Annotated in this window: 18 protein-coding genes; 11 read left to right on the top strand and 7 right to left on the bottom strand. The window is 71.8% G+C overall.

Going from position 1 to position 23,815, the window contains the following annotated elements; all coding sequences use genetic code 11:
- Nucleotides 1–30: 30 nt before the first annotated feature.
- Complete coding sequence (locus AADR41_RS24770) at nucleotides 31–597, bottom strand: nucleoside deaminase (RefSeq protein ID WP_342283604.1); 567 nt, start codon at nucleotides 595–597, stop codon at nucleotides 31–33.
- Between the two features lie 108 nt (nucleotides 598–705).
- Here AADR41_RS24770 and AADR41_RS24765 point away from each other — a divergent pair, with 108 nt between their 5' ends.
- From AADR41_RS24765 to AADR41_RS24715, 11 genes are all read left to right on the top strand, one after another.
- On the top strand, nucleotides 706–1,683 hold the full coding sequence (locus tag AADR41_RS24765; protein WP_342283603.1) for an antibiotic biosynthesis monooxygenase: 978 nt from the start codon (nucleotides 706–708) through the stop codon (nucleotides 1,681–1,683).
- 128 nt (nucleotides 1,684–1,811) lie between these two features.
- Nucleotides 1,812–2,774, top strand: a complete 963-nt coding sequence (locus AADR41_RS24760) for a DUF6807 domain-containing protein (RefSeq protein WP_342283602.1) — start codon at nucleotides 1,812–1,814, stop codon at nucleotides 2,772–2,774.
- Complete coding sequence (locus tag AADR41_RS24755) at nucleotides 2,768–3,733, top strand: D-2-hydroxyacid dehydrogenase (RefSeq protein WP_342283601.1); 966 nt, start codon at nucleotides 2,768–2,770, stop codon at nucleotides 3,731–3,733. The genes AADR41_RS24760 and AADR41_RS24755 overlap by 7 nt, the downstream gene beginning before the upstream one ends.
- Before the next feature lie 13 nt (nucleotides 3,734–3,746).
- Nucleotides 3,747–4,988 carry a mandelate racemase/muconate lactonizing enzyme family protein gene (locus AADR41_RS24750; RefSeq protein ID WP_342283600.1) on the top strand — a complete coding sequence of 414 codons (1,242 nt, stop codon included), beginning with the start codon at nucleotides 3,747–3,749 and terminating at the stop codon, nucleotides 4,986–4,988.
- A 90-nt stretch (nucleotides 4,989–5,078) separates the two neighbouring features.
- Nucleotides 5,079–6,149: a LacI family DNA-binding transcriptional regulator gene (locus tag AADR41_RS24745; RefSeq protein ID WP_342283599.1), complete on the top strand. Its 1,071-nt coding sequence runs from the start codon at nucleotides 5,079–5,081 to the stop codon at nucleotides 6,147–6,149.
- A 182-nt stretch (nucleotides 6,150–6,331) separates the two neighbouring features.
- A complete protein-coding gene (locus AADR41_RS24740) occupies nucleotides 6,332–7,507 on the top strand; it encodes a GntR family transcriptional regulator (protein WP_342283598.1) in 1,176 nt (391 codons plus the stop codon).
- A 14-nt stretch (nucleotides 7,508–7,521) separates the two neighbouring features.
- Nucleotides 7,522–9,156: an FAD-dependent oxidoreductase gene (locus AADR41_RS24735; protein ID WP_342283597.1), complete on the top strand. Its 1,635-nt coding sequence runs from the start codon at nucleotides 7,522–7,524 to the stop codon at nucleotides 9,154–9,156.
- Nucleotides 9,157–9,258: 102 nt separating this feature from the next.
- The gene (locus AADR41_RS24730) at nucleotides 9,259–10,362 is read left to right on the top strand and encodes a Gfo/Idh/MocA family protein (protein WP_342283596.1); all 1,104 of its coding nucleotides are present in this window, start codon (nucleotides 9,259–9,261) and stop codon (nucleotides 10,360–10,362) included.
- Complete coding sequence (locus AADR41_RS24725; RefSeq protein ID WP_342283595.1) at nucleotides 10,359–11,084, top strand: polysaccharide deacetylase family protein; 726 nt, start codon at nucleotides 10,359–10,361, stop codon at nucleotides 11,082–11,084. The genes AADR41_RS24730 and AADR41_RS24725 overlap by 4 nt, the downstream gene beginning before the upstream one ends.
- A gap of 46 nt (nucleotides 11,085–11,130) precedes the next feature.
- The gene (locus AADR41_RS24720) at nucleotides 11,131–14,136 is read left to right on the top strand and encodes an alpha-mannosidase (RefSeq protein ID WP_342283594.1); all 3,006 of its coding nucleotides are present in this window, start codon (nucleotides 11,131–11,133) and stop codon (nucleotides 14,134–14,136) included.
- A 150-nt stretch (nucleotides 14,137–14,286) separates the two neighbouring features.
- Nucleotides 14,287–16,044 carry a serine/threonine-protein kinase gene (locus tag AADR41_RS24715; RefSeq protein WP_342283593.1) on the top strand — a complete coding sequence of 586 codons (1,758 nt, stop codon included), beginning with the start codon at nucleotides 14,287–14,289 and terminating at the stop codon, nucleotides 16,042–16,044.
- Between the two features lie 12 nt (nucleotides 16,045–16,056).
- On the opposite strand, the gene AADR41_RS24710 is transcribed toward AADR41_RS24715, so the two are convergent.
- The 6 genes from AADR41_RS24710 to AADR41_RS24685 all read right to left on the bottom strand — a co-directional run bounded on the left by AADR41_RS24710 (nucleotide 16,057) and on the right by AADR41_RS24685 (nucleotide 23,538).
- The gene (locus tag AADR41_RS24710; RefSeq protein ID WP_342283592.1) at nucleotides 16,057–16,671 is read right to left on the bottom strand and encodes a hypothetical protein; all 615 of its coding nucleotides are present in this window, start codon (nucleotides 16,669–16,671) and stop codon (nucleotides 16,057–16,059) included.
- Between the two features lie 8 nt (nucleotides 16,672–16,679).
- Complete coding sequence (locus AADR41_RS24705; RefSeq protein WP_342283591.1) at nucleotides 16,680–17,363, bottom strand: hypothetical protein; 684 nt, start codon at nucleotides 17,361–17,363, stop codon at nucleotides 16,680–16,682.
- 141 nt (nucleotides 17,364–17,504) lie between these two features.
- The gene (locus AADR41_RS24700; protein WP_342283590.1) at nucleotides 17,505–18,479 is read right to left on the bottom strand and encodes an acetylxylan esterase; all 975 of its coding nucleotides are present in this window, start codon (nucleotides 18,477–18,479) and stop codon (nucleotides 17,505–17,507) included.
- Between the two features lie 137 nt (nucleotides 18,480–18,616).
- Nucleotides 18,617–21,409, bottom strand: coding sequence for a hypothetical protein (locus tag AADR41_RS24695; RefSeq protein WP_342283589.1), 2,793 nt, complete (start codon nucleotides 21,407–21,409; stop codon nucleotides 18,617–18,619).
- A 171-nt stretch (nucleotides 21,410–21,580) separates the two neighbouring features.
- Nucleotides 21,581–22,507, bottom strand: a complete 927-nt coding sequence (locus AADR41_RS24690; RefSeq protein ID WP_342283588.1) for a carbohydrate ABC transporter permease — start codon at nucleotides 22,505–22,507, stop codon at nucleotides 21,581–21,583.
- Nucleotides 22,507–23,538: a carbohydrate ABC transporter permease gene (locus tag AADR41_RS24685; protein WP_342283587.1), complete on the bottom strand. Its 1,032-nt coding sequence runs from the start codon at nucleotides 23,536–23,538 to the stop codon at nucleotides 22,507–22,509. The genes AADR41_RS24690 and AADR41_RS24685 overlap by 1 nt, the downstream gene beginning before the upstream one ends.
- Nucleotides 23,539–23,815: the final 277 nt, after the last annotated feature.

The following is a 23,815-nucleotide window of genomic DNA, read 5'->3' as shown; positions in this document are numbered from 1 at the left end:
GCCCCCGGCCCTCTGCCCCCGGTCGCCGTCTCAGTAGGGGTGCTTGTTCACCCTGTCCGCCCAGGCCCGGTACGATGTGTTCCCCAGTTCGGGATGGATCTGTTCGAGTGTGATGCTGCGCCGGTCCGGCGGCTTGGCGAAGTCCTCGTACTGGAAGGCGTCGTCGAAGCCGATCTCCTGGGTCGCCTTCCAGTCACAGCTGTAGTAGACGGCGCCGATGCGGGCCCAGTAGATGGCGCTCATGCACATCGGGCACGGGGCCCCGCTCGTGTAGATCGTGCACCCCTGCAGCATCCGGGCACGCTCCGGCACGGCATCGGGCGAGCCCTCGGGGCGCGGCACCAGTTTGAGCGTGTACCGGTCCAGGTAAGCCTCGGAGATGCTGGGGGCCTCGGGATTGAAGACCTGGATGGCCTTGCGGATGGCTTCCACCTCGCCGTGAGCGGTCGGATCGGCGGTGAGCAGTACCCGGTTCTGCCCGCGCGCGATGATCTCGCCCTCCTTGGTGATCACCGCGCCGAACGGCCCGCCCCAGCCCTCCTCGACGGACTCGGTGGCCAGCCGCACAGCCTCGGCCATGAATTCCTTGTGCCCCATCACGGCACCCCTCTTCATCCGGCGCTCGCCCTCCCGGCGCGACCATCCTTAGGGGATTAAAATCACCCTATTTGTCCGATAACTCCCTTTAGAACTAGACTACTCCGCATGAGTACCCGTGCAAGCCCCGGCCCCGACTCCGGCCCCGGTGGCAGTGCCACGGTCGTCATCTCCCAGCGAGTCCGGGCGGGCCGGAACGACGAATACAGGCGCTGGCAGGAGAAGACCAACGAAGTCGTGCGGGGTTTCGACGGGTTCCAGGGGACGGAGATGTACCCACCGGCTTCCGGTGACGAGAACGAGTGGGTCGTCGTATTCCGCTTCTCCCGCCTCGAACAGCTCACCCGCTGGCTGGAGTCGGCGGCACGCCGGCAACTCCTCGACGAGGGTGTTCCGTTGTTCGACGGGCCCGCCACACAGGAAGTGCTCTCCGGCGGGACGCCCACCGACGATGTCGTCACGGCCGTGGTCTCTCACGACGTGCGGCCGGGGCACGAACAGGACTTCCTGCACTGGCAGTCCAAGATCCTGAAGGAGCAGGAGAGGCAACCGGGTTTCATGGGGTCCGAGTTGTTCAGACCGGTGAAGGGCATCCAGGACCGCTGGGTGGTGGCCTTCCGGTTCGACACCCGGGAGCACCTGGAGACATGGCTCGCGTCCGACGCCCGGCGACGGCTCGTCGAGGAGGGGCGCGGCCATTTCGAATCCTACGACGTTCGCAGGATCGGCTCGGCGTTCGGCGGCTGGTTCCGCTTCGGTCCGGGCCCGCAGGAGGGCGTGCCGCCCAACTGGAAGCAGGCCATGTCCGTGGTGCTGGCGCTGTATCCGACGGTGATGGTTCTGGAGCTGACGGCAGGCGACAGGTTCAAGGATCTGGGGGTGCCGGGGTACATCGCGCTGTTCCTCAGCAATGTACTGAGCGTGAGCATCCTGACCTGGCTGCTGATGCCACTGGTCAACCGGGCACTCGCGTTCTGGCTGCTGCCCGGCCGCGCCCGGTCGGTCCGGGTCCACGTGGCCGGAGCGGCTGTCGTGACGCTGTGCTACCTGGTGATCATCACCGTCTTCGGCCTGACCACCGGCTGACCGCGGCGCACGGAAACCGGCCCCTCCGTACCGCAGCCGCCTCGGCCCACGTTCTTGTTGACACCCCTCCGAGGCAGGCCCTAGGTTTCGGTAAGCGCTTTCCAGCCGCACCCAGGAGATCTCGGGACATGAGCAGTCCACTGCGCATCACGCACGCCCACGGTGACCGGATCACGGTCACGGAGGAGCGCGGCGGCATCGATCTGATCAGCTACGTCTACCGACCGGAAGCGGCCTGGGAAGCCCCCAAGCCGTACATCCATCCCATGCGCACACTTTCCGACAACGTTGTCACCGACTACCGGCCCAACGATCACCGCTGGCACAAGGGCCTCCAGATGACGGCCTCCCACCTCTCCGGGCAGAACCTGTGGGGCGGCAACACCTATGTGCACGGCCAGGACTACGTGCCGCTGCCCGAGCGGGTCGGATCGATGGCGCACCTCGGATTCGACGAGGTGACGGCGGACGCCGGACGCGCGGTCATTGCGGAGCGGCTGAGCTGGCGCCACAACGACGGCACGCACTGGGCGGACGAGCTGCGCCGGGTCGAGCTGCACGACGTCGAGCACGCCGGCTCCGGATCCGCCGCCGGCGACGCGGGCCGCGGCGGCAATTGGACACTGACCTGGTCCAGCGCGATCACCAACCGGCGTACCGAGCCGCTGCTCTTCGGCAGCCCGACGACCCACGGCCGGGAGGCGGCCGGTTACACGGGCCTCTTCTGGCGCGGACCGCGTGCCTTCCGCGGCGGCCGGATCCTGGGCCCGGACGGGGAGGGCCCGGGGCTGATGGGGACGCAGGCCCCCTGGCTGGCGTACACCGGCGAACACGACGGTGCCGACGGGCACGCCACGCTGATCTTCCAGCACGCACCGGAGAACGATCACACGGGAGCGGGCGGCACCCACCCGGCGCACTGGTTCGTCCGCGACGAGCCCTTCGCGGCCGTCGCCCCCTCCTTCGCCTTCCACGAGGAACTGGAGCTCGCCCCGGGCGACACACTGTCCCGCCGCTACCGGGTCACCGTCGCGGACGGTGTCTGGGACCGGCAGCGGATCGCCGATCACCTGGCGGCGCACCCGTGGTGAACGAGGACAAGGACGGCCCCGGCCTGTACGTGGAGCTGCCGCTCGACGATGCCGGCCGGGCCCGGCTGCGCGGTCTCGGGACCGGGCCGGTGTGGTTCGCCGAACCGGGAACCACCGCCGCGGCGGACGCCCGGGCGCTCGCGGGCGCCGGCATCGCGCTCGGCAATCCCCGGGCGGCCTGGGTGGCCGAAGCGTCCCGGCTCCGGTGGCTGCAGCTCGCCTCGGTCGGGATCGACGGCTATCTCGGCCTGGACTGGCCGGTCCTCGGCCACCGGCTGACCGTCACCAATCTGGGTGACCTCTTCGCGGGACCGGTGGCCGAGTCGTGCCTGGCGGGCGTCCTGGCGCTGTACCGCGGCATCGACGAACTCGCCGTGCTGCGTACCCGCGGCACCTGGGCGAAGCCCGCCGTCCGGCCGCGGCTGCGGCTGCTGTCCGGATCACGGGTCCTGGTGCTGGGCCGGGGGTCCATCGCCCGGAGGTTCGCCGAGCTGCTCGGACCGTTCGGCTGCCGGGTGTCGTACTTCGCACGCGGCTCGGGCGACATCCGCACACCGGCCGGACTCGACGAGCGGCTGCCCGGCTTCGACGTGGTGGTGGGGCTGCTGCCCGGCACGCCCGCGACGGACCGGCTGCTCGACGCGCGCCGGCTCGCGCTCATGCGGCCGGGGGCCGTTCTGGTGAACGCCGGCCGGGGTTCGCTGGTGGACGAGGAGGCACTGGTCCGCGAGCTGTCCTCCGGGCGGCTCGGCGGCGCGGTGCTGGACGTGACGGGGCAGGAGCCGCTGCCCGCCGGGCATCCCCTGTGGTCCTGCCCGAGCGTCGTCCTCACCCAGCACACCGCGGGTGGCTCCACGGACGAGAGCGCGCGGGTCGTCGACCTGTTCGCCGACAACCTGCTCCGGTTCGGGGCCGGTGAACCGCTGCGCAATCCCGTGCGGTGGACCAGAGGATTCTGAGGACGCGACCGACATGCCCGAATCAGCTTCCGCGCACCCCGGTGCGCTCGTCGACGACAAAGTGCGCATCGCGGCGCTCCGGCCGGTGCTGCTCAGTGCGCCGTACGCCGATCCGGAGAATCTGGAGGTGCGCGTGGCGCTGCCCACGGGGTGGCGCACGACGGGGCTGGTCGAGGTGACCCTGGACGACGGGACGACCGGTCTCGGCGAGGGGTATCTCGCCGTCTTCGCCCCGCAGGTCTTCGTCTCGACGGTCGAGCTGCTCGCCCCCTACCTGGTCGGACGCCCGGCCGGGGACCTGGCCGGGCGCTACCGGGACATGGTGCACGTCACGGGGTACTGGAGCCTTCAGGGGGCCGCCCGCCATGTCGTCTCCGCCGTGGAGGCGGCCCTGGTCGACGCCCTCGGGAAACGGGCCGGCGTGCCGGCGTACGAGCTGCTGGGCGGCCGTCGTACGGACCGGATCCGGCTCTACGCCAGCGGGGGCGACTCGACGTCGCCGGCCGCGATGAGCGCCGAGATCTCCGCCGTCGCCGCCCTCGGGATCGACACCTTCAAGATCAGGGCACGGGGCCACGAGGCGGACAAGGCGGTGTGGACGCTTGAGCACGCGGCCCCGCACGGTGTCGGGATCGCCGTCGACATGGCGCAGAATCTCCATGACCCCGGTCAGTCGGCGGCGGACGCGCTCGCGTTCCTGGCCGCGGTGCGGGCCGGCACGCGGCGGCCGCTGCGTTTCCTGGAGGAGCCGCTGGGCCCCGCCCGCACACATGAGTACCCCGCGCTGCGGCGGGCGGCCGGTTGCCCGGTGGCCGGCGGGGAGACCGTCACCACCGCGCGAGAGCTGCTGGAACGCATGGCCGCGGGTTGCTACGACATGGTGCAGCCGGACGCGACGGTCGTCGGCGGGCCGGTGCAGACACTGGCCGTCTTCGCGGGTGCCGCGGAACACGGCGTCGACCCGGTCGTGCACTGCTGGGGCAGTGCGGTGTGCCAGGCGGCCAACTACCACGCCGCGTTCGCCGGTGGCGGCCGGCTGGCCGAGTGGCCGATGCCCGCGTATCCCCTGCGGTCCGAGCTCCTGGTCGAGCCCTTCCGCATCGAGGCGGGCCACCTGCTCGCTCCGCGGGCGCCCGGGCTCGGCGTCCGGCTCACCCCGCAGACCGAGCGGCAGTACGCCTTCCGCGGTGATGCCGTCTACCGCTGCCTGGCCACACTGCCACCGGCCGCGCCGGGCCGGTGGCGCACCGGCTGACCGGGCGGCCTGGGCGAAAGCGTCGACGGCGGGCCGGGTCCTCTTGCCCACACAATGGGAAAACGCTTTCAGTGCGGCTATCGTAGCCCTATGCAGAGCCAGGTCAATCGACGTTCCGCCCGCCCCCGCCCGTCGTCCGCCGTGACGCTCCAGCAGGTCGCGCAGGACGCCGGGGTCTCTCTCGCCACGGCGTCGCGCGTCCTCAGCGACAGCGACCGCAACGTGACCCAGGAGCTCCAGGAGCGGGTCCTGGAGGCGGCCGCCCGGCTCCGCTACGTGTCCAACGCGCCCGCCCGCGCGCTGGTGCAGTCCACGACGTCCATCGTCGGCCTGGTCGTGCACGATGTGAACGACGCCTACTACTCCACCATCGCCGCCGGCGTCATGGAGGTCGCCCGTGACCACAAGCTCCTGGTGATGCTGGCGGGCACCTTCCACGAGCCCGGGCTCCAGGCCGAGTACGTCGCCCGGCTGCGGGCGCAGCGGGCCCGCGCCGTGGTCCTCGCCGGATCGGGTTTCACCGGTGCGAACGCCGCGCTCGCCCAGGAGCTGGAGGCTTTCACGGCACAGGGCGGCCGGGTGGCCGCGGTCGCGCACCAGGACCTGCCGGTGGACACGATCGTGCCGGGCAACCGCGAGGGCGGCCGGGCGGTCGCCGAGCACCTCGCCGCGCTGGGGCACACCGAGATCGGCGTCATCTGCGGACCGCTGGCCCTGGTCTCCGTGCAGGAACGGCTGCACGGCTTCCTGGAACGGGCCGCCGAGCTCGGCGTCGTCGTGCAGGAACACCACCGCGTCGAGGCCGACTTCACCAGGGAGGGCGGCCGGGCCGCGGCGGTGCGGCTGTTCCGCAGGTCGCCTGGGATCACCGCGCTGTTCGCGCTCAACGACGCCATGGCGCTGGGGGCGCTCGCCGCGCTCCGTGACGACCTCGGCAGGGGCGTTCCCTCCGACGTCTCCGTCGTCGGCTTCGACGACCTGCCCGTGGCCTGCGACGTCACCCCCGCGCTCACCACCGTACGGCTGCCGCTGGAGGAGATCGGCCGCCGGGCACTGCTGCTGGCCCTCGGCGACGCGACGGCCTCGCCGCGCACGCTCGCCGTGCCATCGCGCCTGGTGGTGCGGGCCAGTACGGCTCCGCCACCCCGAGCGACCGGCTGACTTCCTTCCCGGCCACCGGGTCATCGGGAACAGCAAGTTGACGCATTAAAGAGGCGGATCCCCGGCTTGATGCACCAAGTTGCCGATCCTTTCCCTGCAACCCTCTTGAAATAATGCATTAACCCCCTCCACACTGAGGTCAACGCCGATTGACGCGTCAAATCCGAGAGGGTGGTGGCTGGATGGGTACGTCCGGGCCCAAGTACCAGCGCATCAAGGACGAGTTGCGGGCCGAGGTGGCTCGTGACGAGTACGAGGCCGGTGCTCCGTTCATCACTCAGAACCAGCTGCGCGAGCGCTTCCAGGTCAGCTCCACCACCGCCGTCCGGGCGCTCAACGACCTCGTTGCCGAGGGGCTGCTGGTGCGGCGGCGCGGCCAGGGGACCTTTGTCGCCGACGCCGGTGACCGGGCGGCCGCGGAGCACTCACCGGCACACCGGTCCGGGGTGGTCGCCTGCATCATCAGCGGCCAGGGGCCCTACCAGTCGGAGGTGCTGCGCGGGATCGAGTCCGGTTGTTCGGAGCGCGGGATGCGGCTGTTCTTCTCCGACTCCGCCGTCCACATGACCGAGACCGGGCACGCCTCGCACGACGCCTCGCTGGACCGCCAGGACCAGGCGTTGCGCCAGGCCGTCGGGGACCGGGTCGACGGCATCATCCTCTACCCCGTCCAGGGCGCGCCCGATCTCGACGTCCTCGACGAGATCAGGCGCCTGCGCATCCCCATGGTGCTGGTCGACCGGTATTTCCCCGGCCTCGCCGTCGACGCGGTCACCGCCGACAACTACGACGTCGGCTACCGGCTCACCGAACATCTGCTGGCCGACGGCCACGAGCGGATAGCGACGCTCTGGGGCGAGACGCAGTGCACCAGCGTCCACGACCGGATGACCGGGCACAAGCAGGCGCTGCGCGCCCATGACCAGCCGCTGCTCCCCCAGTTGACCGCCCTGCGCTCGTACACGGCGCTGTCCGAGGACGAGCGCAAGCAGTTGCTGACCGACCTGCTCGGCTCGCCCGAGCCGCCGACCGCCCTGCTGTGCGCGCACGGTTTCGCCGTCGCCACCGCCGCCGCCGATCTGGCCTCGCTCGGCATCGCCGTGCCCGACGAGATCGTGCTGGCCGGGATGGACGACGCCGGACCCTACGACCTGCTGCCGCTCACCAGCTTCGCCGCCCGGCTCCCCGCCAGGGAGATCGGCCTGCGGGCGGTCGAGCAACTGGTCACCCGGATCGCGGAGCGCGCGGCGGGCGAGGACCCGTACCGCAGCGCCGAGCAGATCGTGCTCCCCGTCCGGATCAGGACGCGCGAGTCCGTGCCGGTCCGGCTCCGTACCGTCGCCGCCCGCCGGCCCTGAGGGAGGAGACTCCTGTGTTCGCCGCCCCCACCCCCCGTACCCGCGAACTCGGGACCGATGTCCTGGTGGTCGGTGCCGGTCTCGGTGGTCTAGCCGCCGCGCTGACCGCCTCCCGGTTCGGACACCGCGTCGTACTCACCGAGGCGACCGACTGGCCCGGTGGCCTGTTCACCGCGCAGGCCGTGCCGCTCGCCGACGGCCACCGCATCGAACTGGACCCCGTCTCCCCCGGCTACCGCGATCTGCGCGAGCGGATACGCGACTTCTACCGGCGCAACTACCCGCTGTGCCCCGAGCCGTTCGCCGATCCGCTGCTCGATCCCGGCCTCAGCACCACCGGCCATCTCAGCCACGAGCCGCGCGCCGCACTCGCCGTCGTCCAGGAGCTGCTCACCCCGCACCTCGCCTCCGGCAGGCTCACCCTGCTGCTCGGCCACCGCCCGGTCGCCGCCCAGGCGGACGGGGACCGGGTCACCGCGGTGACCCTGGCGGCGGCGGACGGCGAGCCGGTGACGGTCAGCGCCCCGTACGTCGTCGACGCCACGGACCTGGGCGAGCTGCTCGGCCTCGCGGGCGTCGAGCACGTCACCGGCGCCGAGTCCCGCGAGGAGACCGGCGAGCCGCACGCGCCCGCCGTCGCCGATCCGCTGGACCAGCAGCCGGTCTCCTGGGTCTTCGCCCTGGACCACCGCCCCGGCGAGGACCACACGGTGGACCGCCCGGCCGGCTACGACCGGTGGTCCGAGGCCTTCTCCTGGGACACCGCGGAGCCGGGCGGCGGACCGGCCCGCTCCGTGCCGCTGTTCCTGCACGAGCCGGACGACGTCCCGCCCTGGGCCGCGCCGCCCAACGACCGCTGGCACCAGCTGCGGGCGCTGGCCCGGAGCCGCTACCTGCCGGGCACGTTCGACAGCGACATCACCCTGGTCGACTGGGAGCAGACCGCCTACAGCCGGCTCCCGCTGACCGGTGCCGGCGACGAGGTACGGGTCCGGGCCGAGCAGGAGGCGCGCGAGCAGGCCATGTCGTTCCTGCACTGGATGCAGACCCGCGCGCCCCGGCACGACGGCGGTCACGGCTACCCCGAGCTGCGGCTCAGGCCCGATGTCACGGGCACCGGGGACGGGCTCGCCAAGGCCGCGCACGTACGCGAATCCCGGCGCATCCGGGCCGAGTTCACCCTGCTGGAGCACCATCTGACCGCCGAGGCGCGGGCCGGGGCGCCGGGCGCCGAGACGTTCACGGACAGTGTGGGCACCCTGCGCTCCCGGATCACCCTGCACCCCGGGGCGGGTGGCGGCGCCGGACTGGACCTGGAGTGCCTGCCGTTCCAGCTGCCGCTGGGTGCGCTGCTGCCGGAACGGGTGGACAATCTGCTCCCGGTCGGGCGGAACATCGGCGCCACCCATCTCAGCGCGCCCGCGCTCGGCGGGCACGCGGGCCAGTGGAGCATCGGTGAGGCCGTCGGCGCACTGGTCTCCTACTGCCTGGAGCACCGGCTTCCGCCGCGTGCGGTCCGCGCGGGCGAGCACCGGCTCGCCTCCTTCCAGGACCGGCTGAGCTCCTCGCTCGGTCTCGCCCTCGACTGGCCGGACCGGCTCCGCACCGGGCCCGTGACCAGTGCCGGGGCGCTCTACGCCACGCTCTGACCCCACTGCCCTTCCCTCGGGAAGGGCACTTTCCCGACCTGCTGGAAAACGCTTACCAATCCCGGCGGCTCACGCCCTCAGCCTGGACGGCCCTCTGTGACTGTGACTCCCTACCGTGTACTGCTCGTCGGCGCGGGCAACATCGCCCGTGCCGTCCACATGCCGGCGTTCCTCGAACTTCCCTCGGACTTCACGGTGATGGGCGCCGTGGACGCCGATCCCGCGACCGCCCGTTCCTTCGCCGCCGACTTCGCGCTCCCCCACCACTCCACCGATCTCGCCGCCTCGCTGGGCGAGGTCCGTCCCGATCTCGTCGTCATCGCCTCGCCGCCCATAGCCCACCGGGAGCAGGTCGTCACCGCCCTGACCGCGGGGGCCTGGGTCTGGTGCGAGAAGCCGCCCGCGCTGAGCCTGGCGGAGTACGACGCCATGACCGCCGCCGAGGGCGAGCGCGGACCGTACGCCCCGATCGTCTTCCAGCACCGGTTCGGCTCGGGGGCCGAACACGCCAAGGCGCTCATCGCCTCCGGGGAGCTGGGGGCGCCGCTGGTGGCCCACTGCCAGACCACCTGGTACCGCGACGACGCCTATTACGCGGTCCCCTGGCGCGGGAAGTGGGCGACCGAGGGCGCGGGCCCCGCCATGGGGCTCGGCATCCACCAGATCGACCTGTTGCTCGAACTGCTGGGTGACTGGGCGGAGATCCGGGCCATGGCGGGGAGACTGGCCCGTGACGTCGAGACCGACGACGTCACCACCGCCACCGTGCGCTTCGCCTCGGGCGCGCTGGCCACCGTGGTCAACAGCGCGCTCTCGCCCCGCCAGCTGAGCCATCTGCGGATCGATCTGCGGGACGCCACCATCGAGCTGAACCATCTGTACGGGTACGGCAACGGCGACTGGACCTACACCCCGGCTCCGGGTGTCGAACCCGGCCGGGCGGCCGGCTGGGCCTCCCCCGCCGAAGACGTCCCCAGCTCGCACGGCGCCCAGCTCCGCTCGCTCCTGGCCGACATGCGGGCGGGACGGCGGCCCCGGGCGAGCGCCGGGGACGGCCGCCGCTCCCTGGAGCTGATCACCTCGATGTACAAGGCCGCGCTCACCGGCCGCCCGGTCCTGGCCGGTGAGATCGGGCCGGGCGACCCGTTCTACACGGCGCTGCACGGCTCCGTTCCCGGCTGGGCCCCGCAGGGGTCCGGGCGATGACCGACCGCCCGGACAGCGGCGTGGACCGTGCCCTGCTGCTCACCTTCGACGACCGGCACGTGCACGAGTGGGCCGCGGCCGCGCCGCTGTTCACGTCGTACGGCGCACGGGTCACCTTCTTCGTCTGCGAGCCCGACCGGCTGGACCGGGACGAGGTACGGCTGCTGCGCCGGCTCGCGGACGACGGTCACACCGTCGGCTGCCACGGCCTGCGGCACGAGCGCGCCCCGGAGTTCGTCGCCGCGCACGGCGCGGGTGCCTATCTCGACCGGGAGGTGGTGCCCGCCCTCGACGCGCTGCGCCGCCTCGGCTTTCCGGCCCGCAGTTTCGCCTACCCGTGCAGTGCCCGTGACGAGGACACCGACCGGCTGCTGCTCACGCTCTTCGACCGGCTGCGCAGCGGGGTGCCGGTCGGCCGTCGCGCCGACCCCCGCCTCGCGGACGAACTCCACGTCCCGGCCGGTGACGTCCCCGCCCGGCGGGTCCTGCCGGGGTGCTCGGTGGACTCCGGGCGCGGGAGCGTCGCGTACGGGGACGATCTCGGCGGTGTCGAGGCGGCCCTGCGCCGGAGCGCCGAGCACGGCGGCGTGACCACGCTCTACGCCCACTGCGTGGCCGACGCCCACGAGGCCAACCACGTGACCCCGGCCCGGCTGGAGAAGCTCCTGGCCACGGCCGACGGGATGTCACTGCCCTGCGTGGGCTTCGACGACCTCCCGTGAACCACTTCCGCGTCGCACACATTTCATCCAGAGGGGCCCTTCACTCATGCATGACGACCGCACACTGACCGAGGAACGGCTCGACCGCGCCCTGCGCGAGCGCATCCGCCCCGCCGTCCACCCCCGCACCGAGCCCCTGGAGTTCGAGGTCTGGCACGCCCCCGGCGAACCGGTGCCGTTCACCGAGGCGGTGGCCGCCCCGTACAAGCCGGGCGCCCTCGGCGACGACTGGGGGCCGGCCTGGGGCACCAGCTGGTTCCGGGTGACCGGCCGGGTTCCGCAGGGCTGGGCCGGTGAGACCGTCGAGGCGGTGATCGACCTCGGCTTCGCCAAGGACCGGCCCGGCTTCTCCGCGGAGGCGCTGGCCCACCGGCCGGACGGCAGCGTGGTCAAGGCGCTCAACCCGCGCAACACCTGGCTGCGGGTCGGTGAACCGGTCGCGGGCGGCGAGGAGTTCACGTACTACCTGGAGGCCGCCGCCAATCCCGAGATCCTGGACGGGGTCAGCCCGCTGGGCGACCGAGAGACCGCGGGCAGCGAGCCGCTGTACCGCGTCGAGCGGATGGACCTCGCGGTCTTCGACCGGCAGGTGTGGGAGCTGGTCCAGGACCTGGAGGTGCTCGACCAGCTGATGCGGCAGCTGCCGCTGGGCTCCGCGCGCCGCTGGGAGATCCTGCGCGCGGTGGAACGCTGCCTGGACGCCCTGGACCTGGACGACGTGGGGGCGAGCGCGACCGCCGCCCGGGAGCGGCTGCGGGACGTGCTCGACTCCCCCGCGAACGCCTCCGCGCACCGGCTGTCCGCGGTGGGCCACGCGCACATCGACTCGGCCTGGCTGTGGCCGCTGCGGGAGACGGTGCGCAAGGTGGCCCGCACCACCTCCAACGTGGTGGCGCTGATGGACGACCGGCCGGAGTTCGTCTTCGCGATGTCGCAGGCCCAGCAGCTGGACTGGCTGCGGGAGCACCAGCCCGCGCTGTACGCCCGGGTGAAGGAGAAGGCCGCCGCCGGCCAGTTCGTTCCGGTGGGCGGGATGTGGGTGGAGTCGGACACCAACATGCCCGGGTCGGAGGCACTGGCCCGGCAGTTCGTCTACGGCAAGCGGTTCTTCCTGGAGGAGTTCGGGGTCGAGACCGAGGAGGTGTGGCTGCCCGACTCGTTCGGCTACTCGGCGGCTCTGCCGCAGCTGGTGAAGCTCTCCGGCTCGCGCTGGTTCCTCACCCAGAAGATCTCCTGGAACACGACGAACCCGTTCCCGCACCACTCCTTCCTGTGGGAGGGGCTGGACGGCACCCGGGTGTTCACCCACTTCCCGCCGGTGGACACCTATGTGGCCGAGCTGTCCGGCGAGGAGCTCGCGCACGCCGAGGAGAACTTCCGGGACAAGGGCCACGCCACCCGTTCGCTGGTGCCGTTCGGCTGGGGCGACGGCGGTGGCGGCCCCACCCGCGAGATGCTGGCCCGGGCCGAGCGGCTCGCGGACCTGGAGGGCTCCCCCCGGGTGACGATCGAGACGCCTTCGGCCTTCTTCGCGGCCGCCGAGGCGGAGTACGAGCGGCCGCCGGTGTGGCTGGGCGAGCTGTATCTGGAGCTGCACCGCGGCACGTACACCTCTCAGGCGCGGACCAAGCAGGGCAACCGGCGCAGCGAGCATCTGCTGCGGGAGGCCGAGCTGTGGGCGGCGACCGCCGCGGTGCGGGCCGGATTCCCGTATCCGCAGGAGGAGTTGGACCGGATCTGGAAGAGCGTGCTGCTGCACCAGTTCCACGACATCCTGCCGGGTTCGTCGATCGCCTGGGTGCACCGTGAGGCCGAGGCGACGTACGCCCGGATAGCCGAGGAGCTCGAAGCGGTGATCGGGGCGGCGCAGCGGGCGCTGGCCGGCGCCTCGGAGGGCGGCGGCACGGTGGTGTTCAACTCCGCTCCGCACGGCCGCGCGGGCGTGGTGGCGGGGGGCGCGGCGCTCGCGGCGGAGCAGCCCGGACAGCCGGTGGAGGTCGAGGAGTACGACGGCGGCTTCCGGCTGGACAACGGGGTCCTGCGGGTGACCGTGGACGCGCGGGGGCTGGTGGTCTCCGTCGTCGACCTGGTGGCCGGGCGCGAGACCGTCGCGCCGGGGGGCGCGGCGAATCTGCTCCAGGTCCACCCGGATCTGCCCAACCGCTGGGACGCGTGGGACGTCGATGCCTTCTACCGCAACACGGTGACGGATCTGACCGAGGCGGACGTGGTGCGCCGCAGCGGTGACGGCGTGGAGGTGGTGCGCAGCTTCGGTTCGTCCCGGGTCGTCCAGCTGCTGACGCTGCGGCCCGGTGCCCGGCGCCTGGACATCGACACCGAGATCGACTGGCACGAGCAGGAGAAGTTCCTCAAGGCGGCGTTCCCGATCGATGTGCGCGCCGATCACTCCACCGCGGAGACCCAGTTCGGGCACGTGCAGCGGCCGACGCACACCAACACCAGTTGGGAGGCGGCCAAGTTCGAGATCTGCGCCCACCGTTTCCTGCACGTCGGCGAGCCGGGCTGGGGTGCGGCGCTGATCAACGACTCGACGTACGGGCACGATGTGACCCGTACGGTCCGCGAGGACGGGTCGACCACGACCACGGTGCGGCTCTCGCTGCTGCGGGCGCCCCGCTATCCCGACCCGGCGACCGACCAGGGGGTGCACCGGCTGCGGTACGCGCTGCTGCCGGGCGCGACGATCGGTGACGCGGTCCGTGAGGGCTGGTCCTTCAGCCTGCCCGAGCGCCGGGTTCCGGGGAGTGCCGAGGTGGCCCCGCTGGTCTCGGTCGACGACGACGCGGTGGTCGTGACGGCGGTGAAGCTCGCCGACGACGGCAGCGGGGACGTGGTGGTCCGGCTGCACGAGGCGCACGGCGGGCGGGTCTCGGCGCGGCTGACGGCGGGGTTCGCGCTGGCCGGGGCGAGCGTGACGGACCTGCTGGAGCGTCCGCTCGCCGGCGAGCGGGCCGAGGTGGAGGGCGACGCGGTCCTGCTGGGGCTGCGGCCCTTCCAGATCGTGACGCTCAGGCTCACACCGAACGACTAGGGTCTCTCGTCGGTCTTTCGTCCGGACCGGGCCGGGTCGGGGCGCTGCTCCGAGGCACGCGAGCCCGGCATGATCCGGACGAGAGGCCCTGGTTGTGAGGCGTACGGGGTGGGTGCGCGCCGCCGCGGACCCGCCCCGTACTCTTTTTCCATGAACGCTGGGGGGCCTGTGCGCCGAGTGATCGACGACCGTTTCGAGCTGGTGAACCGGCTCGGCAGTGGCGGGATGGGCATGGTGTGGCGGGCCCACGACCTGGCGCTGCACCGTGATGTGGCGCTCAAGGAGGTGCGGCCTCCGGACCCGGCGCTCAGCGAGAACGATCCGGAGTCGGCCAGGCTGCTGCGCGAGCGGGTGCTGCGCGAGGCCCGTGCGCTGGCCCGGCTCGACCACCCGGGCGTCGTCACGGTCCACCACATCGTGGACGGCGGTGCCGGGACGTATCCGTGGATCGTGATGGAGCTGGTGCCCGGCGCCTCGCTCGCGGAGCGGCTGGCCGAGGGGACGCTCTCCCCGGTCGAGGCCGCGGAGCTGGGCCGGGGGGTGCTGTCCGCGCTGCGGGCCGCCCATGCCGCCGGAATCCTGCACCGCGACGTCAAGCCCGCCAATGTGCTGCTGAGGGCCGACGGGAGTCCGGTGCTCACCGACTTCGGCATCGCGGCGATCCGCGAGTCCACCAGTCTGACGGCGACCGGTTCCATCATCGGCTCCCCCGACTACATGGCGCCCGAGCGCATCCGCGGCGAGGAGGGCGACCCCTCGTCGGACCTGTGGTCTCTCGGCATGATGATGTACGTCGCCGTGGAGGGCCGGCATCCGCTGCGCAAGGCCACCACACTGGCGACGCTGGCGGCCGTGCTGGACGAGGAGATCCCGCCGCCCCGGCGGGCCGGTGCGCTGACCCCGGTGCTGAACGCGCTGCTGACCCGGGACACGTCCGTCCGGCCCGGTCCCGAGGAACTGGACCGGATGCTGGCGGCGGTCGTCGCGCCGGTGGGCGAGCCGGCCGGGGCCGCGCAGCCGCGCCCCGCGGCTCCGCAGGATGCCGTGCCGCCCGGTCCGCAGGCGCCCACCCGGCAGGACGCGGTGCCGCCCGGCTTCGGCGGCCCCGGTCCGACCACGGTCCTGCCCACCGCCCCCGTCCGGCGCCGGGCGCCCATGAGCGGAGCGGGCACCGCTCCCCCGCGTCCGGCGCCCGCGACGCTGGGGAGCCAGGAGGTCCGTCGCCGGCTCCGGCGGGGCCGTGCCTTCACGGTCGGCACCGCTCTCGTGGGAACCGCCCTGACCGGGGCGCTGGTGTGGTCGCTACTGCCCGACACGGACACGGAGGCCTCCGGCACGAAGCCCGCCGGCACCGTGTCGGGCACTCCCGGCACCTCGTCGTCCACCTCGGGCCGGCCCCCCGGCGGAGCGTCGCCCGACGGGGCCGACCGGGCCCAGGGCTCGTCGCGGGTGGACCGGAAGAACCTGCTGACGCCTGCCGGAGCACGGTCCGTCATCGCCGCGCTGAAGCCGGTGATGGGCACCACCGAGGTCACGTCGTTCACGCTGTACGACGTACATGCGAGCGTCGAGGCCCCGGTCGCGAAGAACAAAGCCCTGTACGACGTCTACTCCTACCAGGACGGCAAGGCCGCCCGTGACCGCGCGGGCGGCACGCTCCAGTCGGACGCCAAGTCCGTGGACCTGGAGAAGATCGACTGGGACGCCCTGCCGGGGCTGATACGCCGGGCGGACAAGGAGCTCGGTGTCGCCGAGCCCACCACCCACTACGTGGACATCGACCCGGCCTCCCCGTTCGACGGCTATCGGCCGACCCTCAGCGTCTACGTCTCCGACGAGTACGGCGGCGCGTATCTGCGGGCCGACATCGACGGCAAGGTGCTCAAGAAGTATCCGCGCAACGGCTGAACCCGGCGCGGGTCAGCCGAGCACCCGGACCAGCACCAGCAGCACGGCCGCGAGGCCCACGCCCATCAGCAGCGTCCAGAGACCGGTCGGGATCCCGGTGGCCGGCTCCTTGACCACGGCCGGCGGGGCGGCGGCGTTCGCCCGGGCCAGCCATTCGCGCGGCGGGTCGGCGGCGACGGCGACCCGCCAGGGCTGCCCGGGGTCGTACTCGACGACGGCCCTGGACTTGTGCAGCAGCCCCTGGAGGTCGAGGGGGTGACAGACCCGCGTCCGGTACGCGGGGAGCCCGTCGGGCATCACGGTCAGGTCGAAGGCGAACACGGAGTCCACCGACCGCCCGTCGCGGACCGGCCGGCCGGTCCTCTTGTCGACCGTCCTCACTCCGTTGACCACGGCGGGCGCGAAGGCGCGCGGCCCGCCGGAGCGCGGCCGCATCGCGGAGCCCGTGGCCGCCGGATCGCCCATGTCGCCGAGGACCGTCAGGATCAGGGCCGTCACCGGGACGCCGGTCAGCAGCAGCCAGCGGGGGCCGTCCAGGGCACCGTGGACCAGCGCGGCGACGGAGAGTCCGATCAGGAGGACGGCCACCATCCTGAGCGAGGAGAAGAGCATGCGCAGGGACGACATGGATCGGTTCATGTGAGGCGCAGCAGCTTTCGGTGGGGAATCGCGACCCGGGTGAGAGCGGGGTCGCCGGGGCGGTCGGCGTCGTACACGGCGAGGACGTCGCGTCTGAGGGCGACGCGGTCCACGACGGCCGGGACCTCGTGGCGCACCCCGTCCTCGTCGTCGAACACCACGGTGACCTCACCGGACTTGCGGCCCACCGACTGCCAGCCCTCCAGTACCGCGTCGGCCGTGCGGTAGCGGCGGGACAGCCTGCGCAGCCCCGCGGTGCGGCGCAGGCTCACCGCCGCGCCCCACCAGGCGACGAGGCAGCCCACGCCGGCGACGGACCACAGGGCGGTGAGCCATTGGGAGACGGCGAATTCGCCCAGCGGCAGGACCACGTGGAAGCTGGTGACGGTGGTCCGCTCGACCTGGCCCTCCGCCAGCGCGTCGTACCAGCCGGCCAGTGCCGCGACGGCGGAGAGTGTGATCATCGCGCCGGGTGCCGCCCGGTGCAGGTACCGGGCGGAGAGCAGACCGAGGACGACCGCGAAGGCGATCCCGAGCAATGCGGACACGGACGCGAACTGGTCACTGGCGCAGCCCCCGGCCAGGTCGCAGGACCATTTCACACCGATCGCCTCGTGGCCGGCGATGTACCACATCGTCCAGACCTGCCACGCCATCAGCGCGCACGCGATGACACGCATCGCCTGCGCATAGGCTTTCTGCCGCACTGTTCGCCCTTGTCCTCGCCCGTCACGGGGCATTGACGTGCCCCGTCGGACGATATACGTGCTGTACACACCCTGTCCGTGATCCACAACACCCCGGCTGCGGTGCGGCAGGGCTCAGACCTTGCCGGCCAGCGCCTTCGGCACCCAGCGGAGCTGGGCGGCCTCCTGGAACATGGCACCGCCCTCGTGGCCGTTGAACGGGTAGACCTCGATCTCCTTCTCGCCGGCGTAGGCGTTGTGCGCGGCGAAGACCGTGGACGGCGGGCAGACCTGGTCCATCAGCGCGACGGAGAAGAGCGCGGGGGCGGTGCCCCGGGCGGCGAAGGACACGCCGTCGAAGTACGACAGGGTGCGCAGGGCGGTCTCCTCCTTGCCCCGGTGCATCTTGAGGTAGCGGGCTATCTCGGCGTACGGGTTGGAGTCGGTGAATGTGACGGCCCGCCCGAAGTGGCAGAGGAACGGGACGTCGACGGCGATGGCGGCCAGGTCGGGAACGAGCCCGCCGACCGCGAGGCTGATGCCGCCGCCCTGGCTGCCGCCGAACGCGACGGTGCGGGCGGGGTCGGCGAGCGGGTGGGACCGGGCCGCTTCGACGGCGCGCACGGCGTCGGCGTAGACCCGGCGGTAGTAGTAGGTGTCCGGGTCCTCGATGCCGCGGGTCATGAAGCCCGCGTGGGAGGGGCCGGAGCCGACCGGGTCGGGGGTGTCGCCGACGTTGCCGCCGCTGCCCTGGCCGCGCACGTCCATGATGAAGTGGGCGAATCCGGCCGACGGCCACAGGCCCCAGCAGTGCGGAAGGCTGCGACCGCCGTTGTAGCCGTGGAACTGGACCATGAGCGGGAGCGGGCCCTCGGCGTCCGCGGGGGCGGTGAACCAGCCCTTGATCGGGTGGCCGCCGAAGCCGGCGAACGTGACGTCCCAGGTGCGGGTGCCGGTCAGCCCGGTCTCGACGGGCTCGAAGGAGACGGCGGGGTCGTGGGCACGGGTCTCGTCGAGAGTCTTCGACCAGAAGGCGTCGAAGTCCTCCGGTTCGTCGATCCGCGGCCGGTAGGCGCGGAGTTCGGGCAGCGGCATGTCGAACAGTGCCATGGAGCTGGTCTCCTCACGGTGGGATCCGGAACAGTCTGCCGTGCGGCGCCACGGCATGGAGCGGCGGGGGGGGGGGGGGGGGGGGGGGGCCGGGTGCTGTCAGGTGCACCCGGCCCCGCCCGTTCTTCGGGGGTGGATCAGTCGGTCAGCTGGACGGCCCGCAGGCCGGTGGCGCTCTTGGAGTTGTTGGCGATGGCGGCGCCCCACTCCGTCCAGCCGCGCGCCCGGCCGTCGTTGTCGCTGTCGTTGACGACGACGCCGAGCCCGATGGATGCGGTGGGCTTGCCGGCGAGGCCGAGCGAGGCCCACGGCACGGTCACCGTGTAGTGGGTGATGGTGCCGTCACGGGTGATCTGCGCGGTGGCGCCGGGGGTCGGCCCCGCGGACTGGCCGGAGGGCGCCCGCCAGGTGTAGACCTGCGGCTTGCCGCCCACGAGCGAGGCGCCGACCTCGACGTACTGCTTGCTGCGGCCGGGCACCTGGGGAGTGACGGCGAACTGGATGCTGTCGCCCTGCCACATGTTCTCGGCGGTGGTGGCGGGCTGTGCCAGCACGTTGTCCGTGATCGCGCCCTTGAGCACGAGTCCGGCGTCGGTGTACTGGGGCCGGACGGTGCCGGACAGGTCGGCGGCGCCGTTGTAGCCGCCCGTGTACTTCACCGAGCCGTCGCCGATGACGTCGATGGGGGTGGTGGTGTCGGTGCCGGCCGGCTGGACGGAGCCCCAGCCGTTCCAGGTACCCACCGCGGTCCTGGCGCCGTCGGGGGCGTTGATGTAGGCGGCGGTCCAGTAGCGCTTCCACTGCGTGATGTTGCGCGCGTCCACGGTGAACGAGGCGCTGGACCGGGCGCCGACCTTGATCGGTCCGTCGACGGTGCCCCGGTCCAGGTAGGTGTCGCCCGAGTTCACCTGCCAGTCCAGCTTGGTGAGTTCGAGCGGGCCGCGGGCACGGTTGTTGGTGACGGTGACCTTCAGCGCGGCGGCGAACGGAGCCGCCTTCTTCACCACCGGGTCGAAGGTGACCTGGGTCGGCGGCACCACCTCGGTGTCGGAGGTGAGGCGGGCGAGGTTCAGCGGCCCGAGTCCGACGGTGCCGCTGACCGTGCGCGGCCCGGTGAGGGCCGAGGTGGGCAGCTGGATGTTCTGGCCGACGACCTTGCCGGGCTTCGCGGTGACCCGGTACTTCTCACCGGCGACCCGGAAGTCGTAGGGCAGCGGCAGCGTCCGGCCCTTGGTGCCGTCCACCTGGAGCACCGCGTCGACGGTCTCCTCCGTGTTGGAGTGCTGCGGCAGCCGGAGGGAGAACACGGGGCCGCTGACGGTCTTGACCGCGGACACCGCGCCCTTGACGTACAGCACCTTGCCGTCGATGCCGAGCTGCACCTTGCCGCCGACCGGGAGGTAGGTCTTCTCGTGGCCCAGCTGGTCGGTGACGGTGACCGGGCCGCTCGCCGAGAGTTCGGCCGTGCCCGGGGTGGCGGCCGTGGTGTACAGGGCCCGGACCGTGTCGTTTCCGGTGCCGAAGCGGTACGAGCGGACGTCGGCGGAACCCGCGTCGTCGCGGCCGGCGTAGGCGCGGCCCGCGAGCTGCCGGATCAGCACGCCCTCGGTGACCACGGACGGCTTGGGCTGCCAGGCCTTGACCTCCGCGGTGGGCCGCTTGAAGGCACCGAAGTTGTGTTCCTTGTTGGTGGCGTCGGTGCCGTCGTTGGTGAGGTCGTACCAGTAGTAGCGGTTGACGCCCGAGGCGAACGAGAAGATCTGGGCGCGCGGCACGTACGCGGCCTGCTGGGCAGGGGTGACGCCGTCGCTGTGGGTCGGGTAGCCGTTCTCGGTGATCCACAGCGGGAAGTTCTTGCCGCCCGCCGCGTCCAGATCGGCGCGTACCTGCGGCAGCTTCTCCAACGCGGTCTCGGGCGGGGCGGGGTAGCCGTAGTGGTGAACGCTGAGCGCGTCCATGTGCTTCAGGCCGCCGACCGCGTACAGGCGCTTGAGCCAGTCGGTCTGGAGACCGGCCAGGCCGCCGCCGACCACGGTGGCGTCCGGGACCTTGGCGTGCACCTTGCTGTAGCTCGCCTGGAGCAGCTTGAGATAGCAGTCGGCGGTGATCCCGCAGGTGCCGTTGTTGAAGCCGGTGGAGTTGTACTCGTTGTAGATCTCGATTTCCTTCGAGGACTGCTGGTACTTCTCCACGGCGGCGGCCGTGAACTTCCCGTACGCATCAAGGGCTTCGGGCGAGGCCGGAGTCCGGTTGCCGTCGTAGTTGGCGTTGCGGTAGCCGGAGATGGGCAGGGCGGTCAGCCCCTGCGACTTGGCGTACGGGATGTGCTGGTCGGTGGAGTAGCTGCTCCAGGAGTACGCGCCGGGGGTCTTCTCGATGGCGCCCCAGTTGATGTCGGAGCGGATCCCGTGCATGCCCATCAGCTTGACCGAGCGCAGCAGCTTCTGGTCGTCGCCGTCGTTCCATCCGTAGTGGATGCCCGTACCGAAGCGGGTGTCCTGCTGTTCCTTGCCGGTCAGCGCGGTCAGTACGCCGAAGTTGGCGGTACGGGTGGTGGTGCCGGCGGTCGCCGTGAGCGTGTAGTAGCCGCTGCCGAGCTTGGTGACGTCGACGGTGGCCGAGCCGCCGGTGACCGGGGCGGTGCCGGACGCGACGGTCAGCCCCTGGTCGTCGATGGCCTTCCAGGCCACCGAGGTCTGGTCGGAGCCCAGGGTGATCTTCGCCTGTCCCTTGACGAAGATCAGGTCGGGCGAGGTGACGGTGAGGGTGCCGGCGGCGTGGGCGGCCGGGGCGGTGCCGGGCAACGGAGCCGCCACCAGCAGACAGCCGAGCAGGGCAGCGGCACTGCCCCATGCGGCGGGCCGCCGGGAGCGACCCCTTATTCTGGCCGGAACCAGGGGACCTGGCCGGATCGTGCCGTTCTGTTCCATCGAGGCAACCTCTCGATCGGATCGCGCGGTGCGTTTCGGTGGTTCCCGGGTGGAGGTGTGCTCCGTCGGCTGTACCCCGGCGGAGCACACCGGTCCGTGTGCCGTCGGCGCGCACCGCTGCCGCCGTCGGCCGGCGCGGACGGGGGTCCGCGCCGTTGCCCGGGTGGTGCCTCATCCCTTGAGGCCGGTGAAGCCTCCCCCGCCGCGGACGATCTGCCGCTGGAAGATCAGGAACAGCACGACCGGGGGCAGGATGGCGAGCAGCATCCCGGCGATGAGCAGCGACTGTTCCGCCGTTTCCGCGAGACGCGGCAGGGCGGCGGAGATGGGCTGCTTCTCGGTGTCCGGGATGACGATCAGCGGCCAGAGGAAGTCCTTCCAGGAGTTCATGACCGTCAGCAGGGTCACCACCGCGAGGATCGGCTTCGACATGGGCAGCACGATCCGGCGGAAGATGGTGAACGGCCCCGCCCCGTCGACCTTGGCGGCCTCGAAGAGTTCGCGCGGGATGCCGTCGAAGAACTTCATCACGATCAGCACGGTGAAGGCACTGGCCGCGTGCGGCAGCCAGACGCCCCAGGGGCTGTTGGCGAGGGAGATGCCGAGGCCCGGCAGGTCGAGCACGGTGAGGTAGAGCGCCACCAGGGAGATGGAGCCGGGGATGAACAGGGTGGCGAGCACCAGCCAGCGCACGGGCGTCGCCCACCTGGGGCGCAGCACGGACAGTACGTAGCCGCCGGTGGTGGCGACGACGAGGTGCGCGACGACCGAGCCGCTGACCAGGACCACGGTGTTCCAGAGGTACTGGCCGACCTGGAGTTCGCTCCAGGCGCGGGAGAGGTTGTCCCACTGCGCGTGGTCGGGCCAGAGCGCCAGCGGATCGCGCAGCAGCTCCTGGGTCGGTGAGACGGCGCCCTTGAACGTCCAGTAGAGGGGCGCCGCTCCGAAGGCGAGCAGCAGCAGGAGCGAGAGGGTCTGTACGGAGCGGAGCGAGACGCGTACCGAGGTCCGCCGCCGGTCGGCGCCGGAGATGAGTCCGCGTGCGCTCTCCTCGGAGCGGCCGGCGCGGCGGGTGCGAAGGGGGGTCTGTACGGCCATCAGTTGCTCCAGCTCCTCGTCGCCCGCAGATAGATCGCCGAGAGCACGCCGAGCACGAGGGCCAGCATCACGCTGAGCGCGGTCGCGGCTCCGAAGTCGCCGTTCTGGAAGGCGTAGTTGTAGATCAGCATCAGGATGGTGAGGGTGGAGTCCTCCGGGCCGCCGTCGGTCATCACGAAGGGTTCGGTGAAGATCTGCAGGGTGCCGATGATCTGGAGCAGCAGCATGATCAGGATCACCCCGCGCAGCGACGGCAGAGTGATGTGCCAGACCCGGCGCCAGATGCCCGCGGCGTCGATCTCGGCGGCCTCGTACAGTTCGGTCGGTACGGAGCCGAGCGCCGCCAGATAGATGATGACCGTGGAGCCGAAGCCGGCCCAGGTCGCTTCCAGCACGATCGACAGCATGGCGGTGTCGGTGGACTGGAGCCAGGGGTACGGGCCGAGGCCCACATGGGCCAGCAGCTGGTTGAACAGCCCGGCGTCCGGGTCGTAGAACACCTTCCACAGCAGGACCGACACGACCGGCGGGATCGCCACCGGAAGGTAGGCGAGGATGCGGAACAGGGTGCCGCCGCGCCGCAGTTCGGAGATGAGCACGGCGAGGAAGAGCGGCACCGGGAAGCCGATCACCAGGGCGAGCACGGCGAACAGCGCGGTGTTCTTGACGGCCGTCCACAGCAGCGGGTCGTCCAGTACGTGTGTGAAGTTGTCCAGCCCCACCCAGGTGGCGGGGTCGACCAGGTTGGTCTGCTGGAAACTGAGCTGCACGCTCTGGACGATCGGCCACCACGAGAAATAGGCGAAACACAGCACCATCGGCAGGCCGAACAGGATGGTGGTGACGCCTCCTTGCCTGACCCAGCGGACGAGGCGTTCCACCGGGCCGCCGCGGTGCGGGGAGGCGGTGCGAGGCGGCCCGTCGGAAGTCCGCGGCAGGTCCGCGGAGGGGTCGACGGAACGTTGTTTCCTCGTCCGGTCCTTCTGGGTGCGGTTCCCGGCGGGCGCCGCAGGCGCTTGTGACCTGCTCATTGACGTCTCCTCGCCTCTCCTCGTGCTGTGCTCACTGCGTGATGTCCGGACGCTCCGCTGCCGGAAGGGGTGCTGGTGCCGCGGGGGCACTGGGGTCTCTCGTTCGGATCGGGCCGGATCAGGGAGCGGGGTCCGGTGTCGTGCGTCGCAAGGCGGAGAAGGGAGTCGACGGGGGTCTCCCCTGTTCGAGCGGAGCCGAGGGCTCGGGGAAGGAGCCCTGGCGACCGACGACAACGCGGCGAGGCGCGGCACCCGGGCGCGCGAGCCCGGCGTGATC

It is taken from the genome of Streptomyces sp. CLV115, from assembly GCF_038448545.1.
Lineage (GTDB): Bacteria > Actinomycetota > Actinomycetes > Streptomycetales > Streptomycetaceae > Streptomyces > Streptomyces sanglieri.
Note: the sequence above shows the minus strand (reverse complement) of the source record. Positions and strands in the feature narration are given on the sequence as shown.

What these genes read in the sequence shown, in the direction of transcription:
- AADR41_RS24690 (WP_342283588.1), bottom strand. Translation starts at nt 22,507, where the DNA reads ATGGCCGTACAGACCCCCCTTCGCACCCGCCGCGCCGGCCGCTCCGAG.
- AADR41_RS24720 (WP_342283594.1), top strand. Translation starts at nt 11,131, where the DNA reads ATGCATGACGACCGCACACTGACCGAGGAACGGCTCGACCGCGCCCTG.
- AADR41_RS24695 (WP_342283589.1), bottom strand. Translation starts at nt 21,409, where the DNA reads ATGGAACAGAACGGCACGATCCGGCCAGGTCCCCTGGTTCCGGCCAGA.
- AADR41_RS24705 (WP_342283591.1), bottom strand. Translation starts at nt 17,363, where the DNA reads ATGCGTGTCATCGCGTGCGCGCTGATGGCGTGGCAGGTCTGGACGATG.
- AADR41_RS24725 (WP_342283595.1), top strand. Translation starts at nt 10,359, where the DNA reads ATGACCGACCGCCCGGACAGCGGCGTGGACCGTGCCCTGCTGCTCACC.
- AADR41_RS24710 (WP_342283592.1), bottom strand. Translation starts at nt 16,671, where the DNA reads ATGTCGTCCCTGCGCATGCTCTTCTCCTCGCTCAGGATGGTGGCCGTC.
- AADR41_RS24745 (WP_342283599.1), top strand. Translation starts at nt 5,079, where the DNA reads ATGCAGAGCCAGGTCAATCGACGTTCCGCCCGCCCCCGCCCGTCGTCC.
- AADR41_RS24740 (WP_342283598.1), top strand. Translation starts at nt 6,332, where the DNA reads ATGGGTACGTCCGGGCCCAAGTACCAGCGCATCAAGGACGAGTTGCGG.
- AADR41_RS24765 (WP_342283603.1), top strand. Translation starts at nt 706, where the DNA reads ATGAGTACCCGTGCAAGCCCCGGCCCCGACTCCGGCCCCGGTGGCAGT.
- AADR41_RS24685 (WP_342283587.1), bottom strand. Translation starts at nt 23,538, where the DNA reads ATGAGCAGGTCACAAGCGCCTGCGGCGCCCGCCGGGAACCGCACCCAG.
- AADR41_RS24715 (WP_342283593.1), top strand. Translation starts at nt 14,287, where the DNA reads ATGAACGCTGGGGGGCCTGTGCGCCGAGTGATCGACGACCGTTTCGAG.
- AADR41_RS24770 (WP_342283604.1), bottom strand. Translation starts at nt 597, where the DNA reads ATGGGGCACAAGGAATTCATGGCCGAGGCTGTGCGGCTGGCCACCGAG.
- AADR41_RS24760 (WP_342283602.1), top strand. Translation starts at nt 1,812, where the DNA reads ATGAGCAGTCCACTGCGCATCACGCACGCCCACGGTGACCGGATCACG.
- AADR41_RS24700 (WP_342283590.1), bottom strand. Translation starts at nt 18,479, where the DNA reads ATGGCACTGTTCGACATGCCGCTGCCCGAACTCCGCGCCTACCGGCCG.
- AADR41_RS24750 (WP_342283600.1), top strand. Translation starts at nt 3,747, where the DNA reads ATGCCCGAATCAGCTTCCGCGCACCCCGGTGCGCTCGTCGACGACAAA.